General features: G+C 36.6%; 12 protein-coding genes. 11 read left to right on the forward strand and 1 reads right to left on the reverse strand.

Annotated elements, in window-relative coordinates; genetic code table 11:
* The first annotated feature begins 126 nt into the window (after positions 1-126).
* From sucD to IP485_RS04315, 6 genes are all read left to right on the forward strand, one after another.
* Positions 127-1,002 (forward strand): succinate--CoA ligase subunit alpha, encoded by an 876-nt coding sequence (sucD, locus tag IP485_RS04290; protein ID WP_110922029.1) that lies wholly within the window; start codon positions 127-129, stop codon positions 1,000-1,002.
* 301 nt (positions 1,003-1,303) lie between these two features.
* A complete protein-coding gene (locus IP485_RS04295; protein ID WP_198326180.1) occupies positions 1,304-2,581 on the forward strand; it encodes a hypothetical protein in 1,278 nt (425 codons plus the stop codon).
* Positions 2,574-3,623 carry a hypothetical protein gene (locus tag IP485_RS04300; protein ID WP_198326181.1) on the forward strand — a complete coding sequence of 350 codons (1,050 nt, stop codon included), beginning with the start codon at positions 2,574-2,576 and terminating at the stop codon, positions 3,621-3,623. The genes IP485_RS04295 and IP485_RS04300 overlap by 8 nt, the downstream gene beginning before the upstream one ends.
* A gap of 18 nt (positions 3,624-3,641) precedes the next feature.
* Positions 3,642-5,024, forward strand: coding sequence for a bifunctional cytidylyltransferase/SDR family oxidoreductase (locus IP485_RS04305; protein ID WP_198326182.1), 1,383 nt, complete (start codon positions 3,642-3,644; stop codon positions 5,022-5,024).
* Positions 5,025-5,094: 70 nt separating this feature from the next.
* Positions 5,095-6,399, forward strand: coding sequence for a glycosyltransferase family 2 protein (locus IP485_RS04310; protein WP_198326183.1), 1,305 nt, complete (start codon positions 5,095-5,097; stop codon positions 6,397-6,399).
* A gap of 57 nt (positions 6,400-6,456) precedes the next feature.
* The gene (locus IP485_RS04315) at positions 6,457-7,614 is read left to right on the forward strand and encodes a hypothetical protein (protein WP_198326184.1); all 1,158 of its coding nucleotides are present in this window, start codon (positions 6,457-6,459) and stop codon (positions 7,612-7,614) included.
* Positions 7,615-7,638: 24 nt separating this feature from the next.
* Here the strand turns inward: IP485_RS04315 and IP485_RS04320 are convergent, their stop codons facing one another.
* Positions 7,639-8,619, reverse strand: coding sequence for a hypothetical protein (locus IP485_RS04320; protein WP_198326185.1), 981 nt, complete (start codon positions 8,617-8,619; stop codon positions 7,639-7,641).
* A gap of 159 nt (positions 8,620-8,778) precedes the next feature.
* Here IP485_RS04320 and galE point away from each other — a divergent pair, with 159 nt between their 5' ends.
* The 5 genes from galE (at position 8,779) to IP485_RS04345 (ending at position 15,547) form a co-directional block, all read left to right on the forward strand.
* Entirely contained in the window at positions 8,779-9,861 is a 1,083-nt protein-coding gene (gene galE, locus IP485_RS04325; RefSeq protein ID WP_198326186.1) for a UDP-glucose 4-epimerase GalE, read from the forward strand.
* A gap of 350 nt (positions 9,862-10,211) precedes the next feature.
* A complete protein-coding gene (locus IP485_RS04330) occupies positions 10,212-11,294 on the forward strand; it encodes a polysaccharide pyruvyl transferase family protein (protein WP_198326187.1) in 1,083 nt (360 codons plus the stop codon).
* Between the two features lie 229 nt (positions 11,295-11,523).
* Positions 11,524-12,396, forward strand: coding sequence for a UTP--glucose-1-phosphate uridylyltransferase (locus tag IP485_RS04335; RefSeq protein WP_198326188.1), 873 nt, complete (start codon positions 11,524-11,526; stop codon positions 12,394-12,396).
* Between the two features lie 3 nt (positions 12,397-12,399).
* The gene (gene pgi, locus IP485_RS04340) at positions 12,400-14,112 is read left to right on the forward strand and encodes a glucose-6-phosphate isomerase (protein ID WP_198326189.1); all 1,713 of its coding nucleotides are present in this window, start codon (positions 12,400-12,402) and stop codon (positions 14,110-14,112) included.
* Positions 14,113-14,152: 40 nt separating this feature from the next.
* Positions 14,153-15,547 (forward strand): UDP-glucose/GDP-mannose dehydrogenase family protein, encoded by a 1,395-nt coding sequence (locus tag IP485_RS04345; RefSeq protein WP_198326190.1) that lies wholly within the window; start codon positions 14,153-14,155, stop codon positions 15,545-15,547.
* Positions 15,548-15,658: the final 111 nt, after the last annotated feature.

The raw sequence follows: 15,658 nt of genomic DNA on the forward strand, positions 1-15,658 counted from the left end.
CAATAAATACCAAAGCATAGTAGTCAACGCGTGATAGTGACTCTTATATAAAAATTGACCATTAACATTGAATAAAATGGTACTAAGAGTCGCTATTACAAGACAACCGAATACAAGGAATAAATAATGAGTGTATTAATCGATAAAGATACCAAAGTATTGGTACAAGGTTTCACTGGTAAAAATGGTACGTTCCACTCTGAGCAAGCGATCGAATACGGTACTAAAGTAGTCGGCGGCGTAACACCAGGTAAAGGTGGTCAAACGCATCTAGGCCTACCAGTATTCAACACGATGGCAGAAGCCATGGAAGCGACTCAAGCGGATGCTTCTGTTATCTACGTACCTGCACCATTCGTACTAGATTCTATCGTCGAAGCAATCGATGCTGGCGTTAAATTGATCGTAGTGATCACGGAAGGCGTACCGACTATCGATATGCTAAAAGCCAAACGCTATCTTGAAGAAGCGGGCGATGTGCGTCTAGTTGGTCCTAACTGCCCAGGTGTTATCACTCCGGGTCAGTGCAAAATCGGCATCATGCCAGGCCATATCCATCAGCCAGGTAAAGTGGGCATTATCTCACGCTCTGGTACATTGACTTATGAAGCCGTAGCTCAGACAACTAAGCTTGGTTTTGGTCAGTCAACTTGTATCGGTATCGGTGGTGATCCTATCCCTGGTATGAACCAGATTGACGCATTGAAATTGTTCGAAGCAGATCCACAAACTGAAGCTATCATCCTAATCGGTGAGATCGGTGGTACTGCTGAAGAAGAAGCTGCTGCTTATATCAAAGACCATGTGACTAAGCCAGTTGTTGGTTATATCGCTGGTGTTACCGCTCCAGAAGGCAAGCGTATGGGCCATGCTGGCGCTATCATCTCTGGTGGTCAAGGTACTGCTGAAGAGAAATTCAAAGCGTTTGAAGATGCTGGTATCGCGTATACACGTGACCCGTCTAAGCTTGGTGAGAAGCTAAAAGAAGTTACTGGTTGGTAGTATAAACATAAGTCTATTAGGTAACTACTAAAACTACATTGAAAAAGAGTAAAGACACCCCTACAATGGGGTGTCTTTTTGTTTGTAGAAATTATTAGTTAGATATGTAAGCTTAAATTGTTGTAATGGAAGCAGTTCTACTTATATTTCGAAGGAATTATTTATGAAGATGTATATCAAATCTTAGGCTGAGTCAGTACAATTTCTGAGAATTTCCTTCATATCTGCTTTTTAGTCTCTAAGTGTATGTACTACTAATATTAACTCCAAATATAAATTAAGAAAATAATGGAATAGATGCATGAGTAAACTAACTAAGCTAATCAATAATCCTACACTTTTTTTTTCAGATTCAATAAAAAAGCGTAAGCAACAGTTGATAAATAAATCTCAAGAAATACTAAATGTTTCTATTACAGAAAACAAGCCAAGTGTTAAGCCAAGTGTTAAGCCAAGTCTACTGATCAATACAGAAATAAATTTATTTTCAAAATACTTCATATTACATACTGGTGAAAAGCAGTTTTCACTATCTCATGTAAAAATTTGGTATGAGTATTTCCGTCAATCAGGCTTTAGTTTCATTATAGTTACTCGTTATGTTGAAGCATATGATGATATTCTTAGTGAGTATCCAGAAGCAACGATTGCTTTAGCAAAGAACAAAGAAGATATCGATATATTGTTTGAAAGTGTCGCTTCTATAGAAGCATGTTTTTATATGTCTAATACGGGCAATAACTCACATTTATTGTACCATGTAGATTCTACACATATATTTATTGGGCATGGTGATAGTGACAAGAGTGCAAGTGCTCATAAGTACTTTAGAGCTTATGATGAAAACTGGACGGCAGGTCAAGCACATATAGACAGATTCAAAAATGCAGGATTTAAATTAAATGGTTTAAAACAAGTTAAGGTCGGCCGTCCTACGTTGATTGATACTATTCACTCCTCTGAAGTGTACTGGGAAGACCGTTTTGACGGGTGTTATAGATTGCTATATCTTCCAACATGGGAAGGTGCTTATAAAGAACAGGACTACTCGTCTCTATCTATAGTAACTAATGTCTTAGCAGAGATTTCTAACATAACTAATATTAGTACGTCGATTAAACTGCACCCTTTCACTGGTAGAAGAGACTTGCAATTCAATAATTTAGAGAAAGATATTTTAGATCTGAAACATGAAGGGAAACTAGGAGCAACTAATTTTACTACTGTCATAAGCAAATCAGATAGTCTTTTACATCATATCCAGAGCTCAAATATATTTATCTGTGATATATCTGCTGTAGTATCTGAGTGTTTAGCAGCTAATGCACCAATTTTTCTATATATCCCTAGGGATAAAGATTTTAATTTATCTAAGAGCAACATGCCTTATTCTGAATATTGCTATATTTTTTCGTCAGTACCACAGCTTTTGGAGCTGATGGTTACCGTAATATTAGATGGCAATGATTTTTTGTTTAATAAAAGAAAAATTGCAGCTGAGTACATCATAAGTGTTGAAGAGACAATGAATAATAGCTTCGTTAAAAAACTACAGGAATTAGGTGTTAATAATGCATAATGATAGTTACTCTGAAAAAACTGATAGCTCAGAATTTATTTTATTGACTGGTGATGGAAAGAATGGCCTAAATCACCTGAAATATTGGGTTCCAGAATTCATAAAGGCTCAAGTTAAATTTAGTATATTAGTGAGGAATGCAGAGTTATTAAGACTTGTGCAAAGAGAATATCGTTTGGTAAATATACTTTTTGCAAAGTCAGCACTAGATGTAGAAGCTACATTAACTAAGCTTATAGATTTAAAAGCTATATTTTTTATGTCAAATCCTTCGAATAATATTCACGTATTACGATTTAATAAGTATAAGCACATTTTTTTAGGTAGCGAAAATTCGGATAGAGATGCACAAGTGACTAAAGTTTTAAGAGCTTATGATGAGCTTTGGCTTTCGTCTCAATCTTCAGTTGATAAACTAAAATCGAAAATAAACATCGAAGACTTAACCATTAGAAAAATTGGTAAGCCACAATTTAGGAAAATACAAGATCCAGTCGATAAAAAAAATCAAAAAACAGTATTACTATTAATATCAAGCCAAAAAAACATATATTCGAATAGTAATATTTTGACTCAGTTAGTCGGTAATTTCCCTACAGGCTATAATATAAAAATTGTATTAGAACAATCTCTAGATAATAAAAATGTATTATTCAAGAATTTAAAAGCTCAATTAGATGAGTTTGTATTGATTAATGAGATAAATTGTCATGTCTATGATAGTTTTAATAAAGATGTTTTGTTAGATGTCGACTACCTTATTTGTGATATTAATAACTACCAACAAGAGTTTTTAGCAGAAAACACACTAATATGTATGTATACACCTGATGGTATAAATTTGGAAGCAACGTTTGAAAATAAATATATATCATTTGATGATATTGCAAAATTCTCAAAAAAGGAAGAATTGCAAAGTATTTTTAGCAAATATGAAAATTTATACCGTAGGCAAAAAGATTTTTCTGAGTACTGGATAGGTATTTCTTATATAGAAAATGATGAGTTTACAAAGAATTTGCAAAATCTAAGTACAAATTAAGAAAATTGTGAGGAAAGTATGACTTTAAATAAAAATATAGCAGTAGTTTTGTCAGGTGGTTCAGGTTCTCGTTTTGGAGGAGCTTTGCCCAAGCAGTTCACAAAATTAGCTGGTAAGGCAGTGATAGAATATACCATCGATGTTTTTGAACAAAGTGAATACATTGATGAGATATTGATAGTTGCAGAAGCTGCACATATAGAAAGAACTCTAGATCTTGTAAAAAATAACAAATGGAAAAAAGTATCCAGAGTTATCAGTGGTGGTGATGAGCGATTTGATTCTACCTACTCTGCATTAACTGCTCTCGAAAAAAATAAAGCTGATTGTAAAATATTATTTCACGATGCTGTAAGGCCACTAGTTACCCAGCAGATTATAAAAGACTGTATTGAAACACTAGATAATTTTGATGCAATTGATGTTGTTATACCATCTGCAGATACCTTAGTAGAAGTATATGATGATGGATGTATATCGAATATACCTAATCGCTCAATGATGCGTCGTGGCCAAACACCTCAAGGCTTTAAGCTAGGTAGCATTCAAGAAGCATATAAGCTAGCTATAGAAAAGGGCAGAAAACAGTTTACCTGTGATTGTGGTGTTATCCGAGCTATGTTACCCCATACTAGAGTAGCCACTGTTGCAGGTGATGATCGCAATATAAAAGTTACCTATCCTATGGATTTATTTATTGCAGAAAAATTCTTACAAGCAGGAAATGAGAATGCCTTCATTTCTAATGACAATTTAGATTTTTTACTTGGTAAAGTCATAGTTATATTTGGTGGAACTTCTGGAATAGGACTTGAGATTAACAATCTGGCACTCTTGAACGGTGCTAAGGTTGAAGTTGCTAGTCGAAGCCATAATGGGATAGATATTACTGATTTAGAAGGCGTAAAAGGCTTTCTAGAATCCGTTGATGCAGAACACGGCAAAATTGATTATATCGTCAATACTGCAGGTCTTCTCATAAAAAAACCTATCGATTTACTTGAATTAGAAGAGATCTCATCTCTAATCAATATCAATTATGTAGGTGCTGTCAATATTGCCATAGCCAGTAAGCCTTATTTGAAGAAAAGTAGAGGTATGCTGCTGAACTTCACTTCTAGCTCCTATACGAGGGGACGTGCTTTCTATGCTCTATATTCATCTACTAATGCTGCTATTGTGAATTTTACGCAAGCACTGGCTGAAGAGTGGGTAAGTGATGGGATCAAAATTAATTGTATCAATCCAGAACGTACGGCTACACCTATGAGGACTACCAATTTTGGAGTTGAACCATCTGAACTCTTATTAGACGCTGAACATGTGGCTAGAATTAGCTTGAAAGCATTGTTTTCTCAAAAAACAGGTATTGTCATTGATGTGCGTAAAGATGGTAGATAGTATTTTATAAATATGATGTTGAAATAATTATATAATTGATAAATAGGTAACTAAAAAGGATTCAGTGGCAATGGAACAGTATGACGTTAGCATAATAGTACCCGTATATAACCGAGAAGAGATCATAAAACCTTGTATTGAATCCATCAACTCACAAACCTATGATAAAAGTAAATGGGAAGTCATTTTTGTAGATGATGCATCAACAGACAATTCCATAGATGCTATAGAGTCTTTAATCGATAAAAATGTAAACTATAGAATACTTAGGCGACCAGTAGGCTCAGGAAATGCCTCTGCACCTAGAAATGAAGGCATAAACGCCAGCCCAAGCAAGTATGTATTTTTCCTAGATTCAGATGATTATGTTGATTCAAAACTTTTAGAAAATGGTATGGCTATGGCACTAAAGAATGATAGTGACATGGTGTATGTTAAAGTTAAAGCGATAGGTAGACATATGACATCGAAACCTTTTACTAAAGGAAATATAGATGATGCCAATCCTTTAGAAAATCATTTGATAAGAACTTTAGCGCCATTTAAGTTTGTTAAGCTAAAATTGCTCTTAGATAATAATATACTATATAACCCTTCAATCGTGAAAGCTGAAGATCAAATATTTTTTATTCAAGCTCTGTCAAAAAGTAATATCGTTTCAATTTTAGCAGATAAGACATATTATATTCAACAAGCACATGAAGGAGATCATCTTTCAAAAGCTAAGCACACCCTAGATTCTTTTATGGATACTATATTAATACCTTTGAACAGTATATATATGTCTAATCTAGATGAGAAAAAGAAAATAATGCTCTACAATGCTTGGTTGCTAAGAAGTGTAGAGAGGTTAAGAGACTTTGCTAAAAAAGTAAATGTTAAGAATAATAAATTCGATCATATGTTTCAACTAGTTTCTAGCTACTTTAATCTTAGAAAAGATTTTTTCGATTTATCACAAATTTATGAAAATGAGAAAATGTTGGTCTTACTGCTCTTAGCAGGGGATTTCAAACAATTTCATAAAATAGTAAATGAATCAAAAAATATCAATGATATTGAAAAAAATATTAAAGATAGTTTTAAAAAAGAAGAGGGTTTTAATAAAGTATGGGTATTTAAAAATAAAGTTGTAGTGCTAGACTTTGTTATTGATGACAATAAAATAGCTTTTGATTTAGAGGTAGAAGAAAATAAAAAATCTATAAAGCTTTGGTTGTTCTCTAGAAATAATGCAGACTCGTTAGATTCCCTAAAGGAAAGTGCTATCAGAATAAAAGATAAAAAAATACTTATATTTGAAGGCGACCTAGAAGAAAAAAATAAAACGATAGATGTTATCCGAATCTATTTGAGTAGGATTGCTTCCTCATAAATTTTAACTATGCCTCTATAGATAGTCTTATATTATGTAATATTATGAGCAACAACGATGAAAGATGGTGATATGAGCAAAGACCTTTATTATATTTATATTGATACAAAGATACAGGGAGCTATTGAGCAGCTACTAAGTTATTTTCAGTCGAATGTTTTCAATGCTAATGCATGTATTGCTATTTATGCAAAATACTATAAAGAGAATTATAAAATAATTTCAAAATTATTTGAAACTCATAATATCCGTTATAAATTTATCAAGAAATATTCAGACATTTCATTTGATGATGGTAAAGTGGTTTTTTATCTATTTAATGCCCAATCTAATTGTCGTATGGTTGCTTTTAGAAATGTATCACACGTATTTATTACACATGGTGAAAGTAACAAAAAATCTTCTGTCAAACCAATAGTACGTATTTATGATCATGTCATAACATCGGGACAGGTTGGTATTGATAGATACTTAAAAGCGGGTCTTTTTACTGAATCTGATATAGAAAATAATAGAGTTATTAGATTAGGTAGTACCTTTGTGGGACAAAATAACTATTCTTATAAAAAAGAAAGTCGTACTTTATTATATGCACCTACATGGGAGGGGGGAGTGCCAGATGAAAACTTCTCATCAATTACAAATAATATTAAAGATCTATTAGTAAAAGTTATTAAAAATAACAATATTAAAAATATTATTATTCAAAAACATCCAAACTTAGGCCATCGAGATAAAAGCTATATATTATCTCTAGGAAATATTGTGTCAACACTTGTTAGTAACAATATAAAAGTTTCTATAGTAAAAAATATTGTGTCTACTAAGGAGAAGCTAAGAGCCTTTTATACTGGGTTTAGGTACATATCTCCAAATAAAAAAATTGATGTATCGCATGCGATCTCCGATATTTCAGCAATGGAAGTACAACTTCTAGTGAAAAAAATACCCACTATGGTAGTAGCAAATGAGCACAGATATAAAGAGTTAATAGTTCCCAAAAGAATGAGAACATACTATTTAGATAGTATGTTCTATTTAGATGGCAATAGTAATCAGATGGTATTTACTAGTCCCGAATCTATTTCTTCTTATGTAGAAAGTTATCATGAAGGTTTTTTAGAAAATGCAAGTTTCGGTAAAAGAATTGAATGGTTATGCCAATATGTTGAAAAAGACAGAGTTTCACAGATAAAATATAGAAAAAGTATTTAAAATTGCTATTAACAACATATTCATCTATAAGGTTTTTTGATAGAGGTAATAGCACAAATATATCAATCTGCGCTTATCGTTAGTATCGAGTGATGTAACACTGTTAGTCAGATCATAATAAAAAGGTCGCCCTAATACGGTGACCCTTCTGCATCTTAATAAAGCCTCAAAGCCACCTAGTGACGTAATCGTGTAGACATGATCAACTGTCTCTAATGCGTCAACCAGATGAATAGACTGGGTCAGGATCAGACAATCTAGCTCAGTGAGTGTGCTAACAATGTCAGGGTTGTCTAACGTCATAGGATGTGGTTTTACTATGATTTGTGCTTCAGGGTTTTCATCAATTGCCTTGTTGACCACATCAAGTAGCGTAATACCGATACCATCACCGTATTTCAATGAATCATCGTATAGTACCTGCCCAAGTACCAATATACGTTTTTTATTCTTAATACCGTATATAGGTACAATGTCCACATATGGCTGATGATTATATTTGCTTACTCGATGTGTGACATAGTAGTCGAGCATTTCTTGGGCTAGTACCTCATTATAACCATCTTGCCCAAAGTCAAAGTTGGCAATCAAGTCAGTTAAATCATTTGGACGAGTGGTATCGAAGTAGGGTGCTTGACTGTCCATCACGATAGACAGCGGTGGTGTACTACTATCGTCATCAGGGCCTGAACGGATAAAACCATCTTCTAAAAAGAAAATATCTAAATTCTGCTCTCGTACATACTCTATAAAGTAATCAGGGGCTTTATAGCCCCAAATATAGATAACAGGATTGACACGCTTGATAAAGGGTTTAAGCCATCGATTAAAATAGCGTTTATTAAAATGCCTTTGTATTCGAATATGTGCTGACTCTAATACCCACTCGTCGACCATATCTCGCCATGGCTGCATGCCAACGACTAACGCTAAACGCTGTTTGGAATGGCAGTAATGTTTATAATAGCCCGATAAAAGTGGCTGAATGTAGGTATTGAGTTTCATAATATGGTTAATAGCTCAGGATTATAGAGGGCGAATAAGTAAACACTATTAAGGTATTTATGTTGGCAATGTTTTATAGTTCCCAGTATAGTTGCATGTACAAGTAAAGATGAATACCTATTTTGAAAAAATGAGCTCAAAAAACTATTGGATTATTTCATGAGTAAAAAAATACTAGTCACTGGTGGTGCGGGATATATAGGCTCTCATACGTGTATCGCATTGCATGAAGCAGGCTATGATATTGTCGTATATGACAATTTATCTAATAGTAGCCCTGAAGCGATCAAGCGAGTTTCTACGCTTATTGATCAGCCTATTGAGTTTATCGAAGGTGATATACGAGATGCTGAATCACTCAAAAAAGTATTTGCCGCACATCATTTTTTTGGCGTCATTCATTTTGCTGGTTTAAAAGCGGTTGGAGAATCGGTGGCTAATCCGCTAATGTATTATCACAATAATGTTAGTGGTACTATTGCTCTATTAGAAGTCATGTCAGAGTATGATGTGAAAAACTTCGTTTTTTCATCCTCTGCTACTGTCTATGGTGACCCTGAAAGCCTACCTATCAATGAAGAATCACCACGCTCTTGTACCAATCCCTATGGTCAGAGCAAGCTAGCCGTTGAACATATCTTAGAAGATTTAGCAAAATCTGATGACCGTTGGAATCTGATAGCTCTGAGATATTTTAATCCAGTAGGGGCCCATTCGTCAGGACAAATCGGGGAAGACCCAAATGATATTCCTAACAATTTGATGCCTTATATCTCTCAAGTAGCAGTCGGTAAACTTGATAAGCTCAGCATCTTTGGAAATGATTATCCTACCGTAGATGGTACGGGTGTACGCGACTTTATTCATGTGATTGATTTGGCGCAAGGTCATGTGGCCGCACTGAATTATTTAGAGCAACAAACGAGCCTAGAAAAAAGCTGTTTAGATACGGTCAATACAAAGCAAACCATTTCTAAATCTAGTTCAGTAGGATTTTTACCCATTAACTTAGGAACGGGCAAAGGCACTTCTGTATTGGAATTAATATCTGCCTTTGCTGATGTGTCTGGACAGGCTATTCCTTACCAATTTACTTCTCGTCGCACGGGTGATATTGCCAGTTGTTATGCCAGTGCCGATAAAGCGACATCGTTATTAGGCTGGCAAGCAAAGTTATCTATCACCAATATGTGTCAAGATACGTGGCGTTGGCAGAGAATGAATCCGAATGGTTATAACTAATAATCTTAGTTAGATGGGGGGGATGTATACATCGAAAACTTTATCTTACTTTGTAAAAAACAGAAAACAACTTATATATCTCTATGGATTACGTAATTTTTATTATTACATATAGATTGATCTTTGCAAAAAATAATCTTCATGGTTTTAGATTCTATTAATATTGGGTTATCTAATGATAGATATTTTTTATTTAATGTCATTCTAAATAATTTAAAAAATATTTCGTTTTTTAGGCGGTATTGTACTTTTTAAATAAAGCTATGGTGAATATTATGAAAATTAGTTCGTACGTGATATTAAGAAAAAGTCAATCTACTTCATTAGTGGTTCAAGATAATGAACTAATTATGATGAAAGACAAAAATCCGAATGTTTACTTAACAATAAATGATGATTTATATGGATTTATTCATGATAATGAAAAGATATATTCATTTGTAGAAGTAGCTAAAAAAGTTAATAGCTACTCATTTAAAAATTTAGATCAAAATATGTACTTTTCTAGTAAGCCATTAAGTTCCGAAAACTACAAAAATACATTTGTTGCTAATAGAGTTGTAGCTCGTGAGTGGGAAGAGTTTGATTTAGAAGTAGTGCTACTAGAAAATAGTGGATTTTTTTCCAACTTCATAAGCTTTCTTAAAACTTACAAAAATACTGATACAGTAAATTTATATTGGTGGAGAGGTAAGGGTTTCACGAATTTTGGGGATGAACTAAATCTATATATTGTTTCTCACTTAAGTAATAAGAAAGTAAAGCGTGTAGAAAAAAGGCAGACTGATTTGGTGGGTATTGGGAGTATACTGAATTGGTTTCCTAAAAGGAAAAATACTTATGAAGTATGGGGGTCTGGAACATTAGGTCCTACAGAGTTGCTAAATGACGAAGATTACAATATTTCTCTATTAAGAGGACCACTTACTAAGTCTTTATTGAAAAAAGAATCAATCATCCCTTATGGAGATCCAGGGATTTTAGCGAGTACTTTATGGAGCAAAAATCCTCAACAGGTACATGACTGGGGGATTATTGTTCATTTTACTCAGGCAAAGAAACCATGGGTTAAAAAATTAATTAAAAACACTCCCAACTCTATTTTGATTGATGTAAAAAATGAAGATATGGCTGATTTAATGGCTCAAATATCCAGTTGTAAGAATATTGCATCAACTAGTCTACATGGATTGATCGTTGCCGATAGCTATTGTATACCTAATGTTTGGCTGTGGGAGGGGAATTTGCATAGAGGTGGTCAGTGGAAGTTCTTTGACTATTTTTCAGGTATAAACAGGATGTATGTGGATAATGTCAATCCTGATGATATCTTATCATTATCAGATGTGAATCCTCAGATCTCTAATTTTAAATATTTTAACCAAATTGAAAATATACAAAACAGAGTTATTAAGTCCTTCCCACTTAAGTAAGTATAATCTTTCTCTAAGTTATTGTATTAAAGTTTTCTATAGTTTTTTTTAAGATTTAGGTCAAGTGGTTTTTTAGTAATTTCACTACCTTAGTGGAAACATTGATCGAAATATTGGCTAGTATTGAATATAATATGTTGTACATCAAATAAGTGCTAAATTAATTTTTTAGACAAAATTTTTTGATAAATACTAATTATAAGTATTAAATTAATAGGGTTTTTGAAGTATGAATAAAATCACTCACGCTGTTGTCCCCGTTGCAGGCTTTGGTACTCGTATGCTCCCATTGTCTAAATCCGTACCAAAAGAGCTACTGCCGCTTGGTAATCGTCCTGCTATTCATTACGTCGTCGAAGAGGCAATCGCTGCAGGTATCAAGCATATCGTCTTGGTCGGTCATGCGCAAAAAAGTGCGATTGAAAACTATTTTGATATCAATGCTGAGCTAGACAGTCAACTACGTGCAAAAGGTAAAGATGCCTTGGCTGATAGTTTGAACTGGCTACCAGACGATGTGACAGTGTCGATGATACGTCAAGGTAAAGCTTTAGGTTTGGGGCATGCAGTATTGGCTGCTCGACCAATCATTGGTGAGCATGACTTTGCCGTTCTCCTCCCAGATGTCGTGCTTGATCCATTTACTGGCGATATGGCTGCTGATAACTTAGCCTTTATGATTGATGCTTTTAGCAAAGACAACCATTCACAAATATTGGTCGATAATGTTGCCGATGAAGATGTGCATAAATACGGTATTGCTAAGCTGAGCGACGCTATTGAGATCGATAATAAAACAGATGTGAATGCCAGCTTTAAAGTAGCAGGCTTTGTAGAAAAGCCTAACTTAGCCGAGGCCCCTTCTAAATTAGCAGTCGTTGGACGCTATGTGTTCAGCAATCAAATCTTTGATTATCTGGCCAATACCAAAGCCTCTGTCGGTGGTGAGATTCAGCTGACCGATGCTATTGATGCCTTGATTAGTAAATATGGTGTGAATGTGACGACCATGTGCGGTGACAGTTATGATGCAGGCGATATGCGCTCATATATGCAGGCGTTTATCTATTTTGCTGAGCAGCAATTAGCCGATGATGAGTAGCTGATGAATGATATGAACGGCGGTACCGTCTATAACAGCGCTCGTGATTCCAAATACTGGCAACAACTGCGGACGCTTGCTAAGCAGCCGTGGTCGCTTGTTGAGTTGTTTGCACAGGATGATAATCGTGCTAAGCAGTTTAGTGTGCAAGCTGGCGCGCTATATATGGACTATAGCAAGCAGCGTATCGATACGACGGTGTTGTCCGGTCTACTAGACTTAGCGGACAGTTGCGACTTGAGTGCGCGTATTAATGGGCTCATGCAAGGTGCGATGGTCAATACCAGCGAGGAACGTGCTGCCTTGCATACAGCACTACGATTGCCAGCGTCTGCCAAACTAGACGTAGATGGGCAAAATGTCGTCGCTGATGTGCATCATAGTTTGTCACGAGTTGCGCGCCTATCTGAGCGTGTGCGTCAAGGCACCTGGCGTGGGTTTTCGGGTAAGGCTATAACCGATGTGGTCAACATTGGCGTTGGTGGCTCTGATCTTGGTCCGCTCATGGCAACTAGCGCACTTGATGAGTGGGCGGATACTGAGATAGAAGTGCATTTCGTATCCAACATGGATGGCACGCAACTTGATAATTTGTTGAAACATCTGAATCCTGAGACCACGCTATTCATCATTTCATCCAAATCCTTTGGTACTGTCGATACGTTATCCAATGCTAAGACGGCATTATCGTGGCTGCTCGCGACGGCAAAACTGCGGGCAGGTACTGAAGATAGTGTGTTACGCCGACACTTCATTGGTATCTCAGCCAATAGTAAAAAAATGAGTGCTTGGGGTATCCATCCTGAGCATCAGTTGCAATTGTGGGAATGGGTTGGTGGAAGGTTTTCATTGTGGTCCGCGATTGGACTGGCCATTGCTATTCGTATCGGTATGTCTGGTTTCAAAGAGTTGTTGGCCGGTGCTCATAGTATGGATGAGCATTTTGCACAGGCAGAATTTTCAAACAACTTGCCCGTGTTACTCGGTTTGCTCGCGGTTTGGAACAGTACTTTTTTGCAGGTGAACGCGCATACGGTACTGCCTTATGATGGCAGGCTAGGCTATCTGCCAAGCTATCTGACCCAGCTTGAGATGGAGAGTAATGGTAAGTCTGTGACTCAGCATGGCGATCATATCGACTATGATACTTGTCCTATTTTATGGGGTGAAATTGGCTCCAATGCTCAGCACGCGTTTTATCAATTATTGCATCAAGGTACGCAGCAGGTCTCTTGCGACTTTATTGCTTGTGTACGTCGTTATAGTGACGAGGTGCAAAACAGCTCATTACAGCAGCAGCATGAGCTGTCTTTAGCCAACTGTCTGGCACAAAGCCGAGTCTTAGCTTTTGGCAATGACGCGGTTGCAAGTCCTGCTATAGATACTGACAAAGGTCTTGCGAATAGCACTGCAAGCATGGACGCTCAAAGTGAGGCTAGAGCAGATAAGTACAAACATTATCATGGTAACCAGCCGTCAACCACATTGCTTATCGATCAGCTGACGCCGCACAGTTTGGGATCTTTGATAGCGCTGTATGAACACAAAGTCTACGTCATGGCCAGTATTTGGGATATCAACCCATTTGATCAGTGGGGTGTCGAGATGGGTAAGCAAATGGCAGAGTCTGTACATCAGGCCATGCAGCAAGATGTCGAAGGTCAATTTGATACCTCCACTGACCAATTGCTACAGCATATTAAACAGCTGTCTTAATACTGCTACCGATATGTCAGTCAAATTAAAAGGTAAGCTCATGAGCGCTGATTCTATAAACAATACTATGCATGAACCTACATCGCAAAATGCTCAAAGCGATCCAGTCTGTGTGCTTATCGGCCACAGCATTGAAGCTATTACTAGTGCAGTGGTGCTGGCAAGTCTAGGTCAACGCGTCCATTTGTATGCAGATATGGATTTATTAACTCAGCAGATACAGCAATATAGCTTTGAGCATCATTTGCAAGCGCTGTGGCAGATGTATGCGCAGCAGCAGATTATTATCAGTCAAGCGTTGCCAGACAGTCCTGATACACTGATACAGCACTACGAGACAACAAGTAGTGCTAGTAATGACATTGATGGTATCACTCTACAAGTAAAGAATATCGTCACGCTGTATTGGTTGTTTTTAGACAGTATCAAACCCGTATGGACAGAGGCGAGCTGGATTACGGCTTTCAATCATAGCCATCAGCAAACGCAGCCTATCGTGATGAGTGGTATCGAAAAGCTGGGTACTGTCTCAGCACTGGCTGAGCGTTTACAGCGTGCTTGGGTCTACTATATACCATTTGTGTTTTTACAAGATGGTGATGCTTATAGTTCGATGTTAAATCCTTCACTGTGGTTACTCGGCGAAAAAACAGCAGACAGTAGCCAGCATTTAGATGTTTTAAAGCCACTAATTGAGCATGCACGCGCCGCTCATCATGCAGATATCGCTACGATAGAGTTTGCTCGTAGTAGTATCATGGCGATGCTGGCAACGCGAGTGAGCTTTATGAATGAGATGTCACGCTTGGCTGATAGTCAGCAGGTTGATATCAGTCAAGTGAGTCGTATCATGGGGCTAGATGAGCGAGTAGGTAGCAGCTATTTACAGGCAGGTTGGGGTTTTGGTGGCAACACGCTACCGACTGAACTGGCAAAACTGCAGCAATCAAGCCAAACGCACAGTTTAGATATGCCACTTTTGCAATCTATTATGCATATCAATGAAGACCAGAAAGAGCTGATTTTTCGTAAGTTTTGGCAATACTTTGATGGATTTATTGATAATAAAACCGTGATGATCTGGGGCGGTAGTTACAAAGCAGGTTCGGGGCGTACAGCAGGCTCGGCTATCCATCCATTACTCGCACTATTGTGGTCTTATAATATCCGTACGCTCGTTTATAGCGATAAAGCACAGAATGAACTTGCCGCTATTTATACGCAGCAACCACTGCTTGAGCTGGTTGATCATCCTTATCATCAGTTGGATAGTGCTCAGGCTATTTTGATCATTAGCTGGTCACCCAGAGATCAGTTGGATATTGCTAAAATCCATCAGTACGCGATGCCAGTATTTGATGCGCAAAATATTTTTACTCGGTCGCAGATAGATAGCCTAGTGGGTGATTACATGGGTATTGGTCGTTCCAAATAGCTTTATATAAGAAAATATTATTCAAGATTTTTTATCATTAAAAAAGCTCGCTAATAATACTTAGCGAGCTTTTTTCGATTAATAACCCAAACTGTCTTTGTTCAAAGTTAT

This window comes from Psychrobacter sp. NG27 (genome assembly GCF_016106655.1).
Classification (GTDB): domain Bacteria; phylum Pseudomonadota; class Gammaproteobacteria; order Pseudomonadales; family Moraxellaceae; genus Psychrobacter.

Bases quoted from the DNA above. Each gene is read 5' to 3' on its own strand.
- sucD (WP_110922029.1), top strand. From the start codon at position 127: ATGAGTGTATTAATCGATAAAGATACCAAAGTATTGGTACAAGGTTTC.
- IP485_RS04295 (WP_198326180.1), top strand. From the start codon at position 1,304: ATGAGTAAACTAACTAAGCTAATCAATAATCCTACACTTTTTTTTTCA.
- IP485_RS04300 (WP_198326181.1), top strand. From the start codon at position 2,574: ATGCATAATGATAGTTACTCTGAAAAAACTGATAGCTCAGAATTTATT.
- IP485_RS04305 (WP_198326182.1), top strand. From the start codon at position 3,642: ATGACTTTAAATAAAAATATAGCAGTAGTTTTGTCAGGTGGTTCAGGT.
- IP485_RS04310 (WP_198326183.1), top strand. From the start codon at position 5,095: ATGGAACAGTATGACGTTAGCATAATAGTACCCGTATATAACCGAGAA.
- IP485_RS04315 (WP_198326184.1), top strand. From the start codon at position 6,457: ATGAAAGATGGTGATATGAGCAAAGACCTTTATTATATTTATATTGAT.
- IP485_RS04320 (WP_198326185.1), bottom strand. From the start codon at position 8,619: ATGAAACTCAATACCTACATTCAGCCACTTTTATCGGGCTATTATAAA.
- galE (WP_198326186.1), top strand. From the start codon at position 8,779: ATGAGTAAAAAAATACTAGTCACTGGTGGTGCGGGATATATAGGCTCT.
- IP485_RS04330 (WP_198326187.1), top strand. From the start codon at position 10,212: ATGATGAAAGACAAAAATCCGAATGTTTACTTAACAATAAATGATGAT.
- IP485_RS04335 (WP_198326188.1), top strand. From the start codon at position 11,524: ATGAATAAAATCACTCACGCTGTTGTCCCCGTTGCAGGCTTTGGTACT.
- pgi (WP_198326189.1), top strand. From the start codon at position 12,400: ATGAATGATATGAACGGCGGTACCGTCTATAACAGCGCTCGTGATTCC.
- IP485_RS04345 (WP_198326190.1), top strand. From the start codon at position 14,153: ATGAGCGCTGATTCTATAAACAATACTATGCATGAACCTACATCGCAA.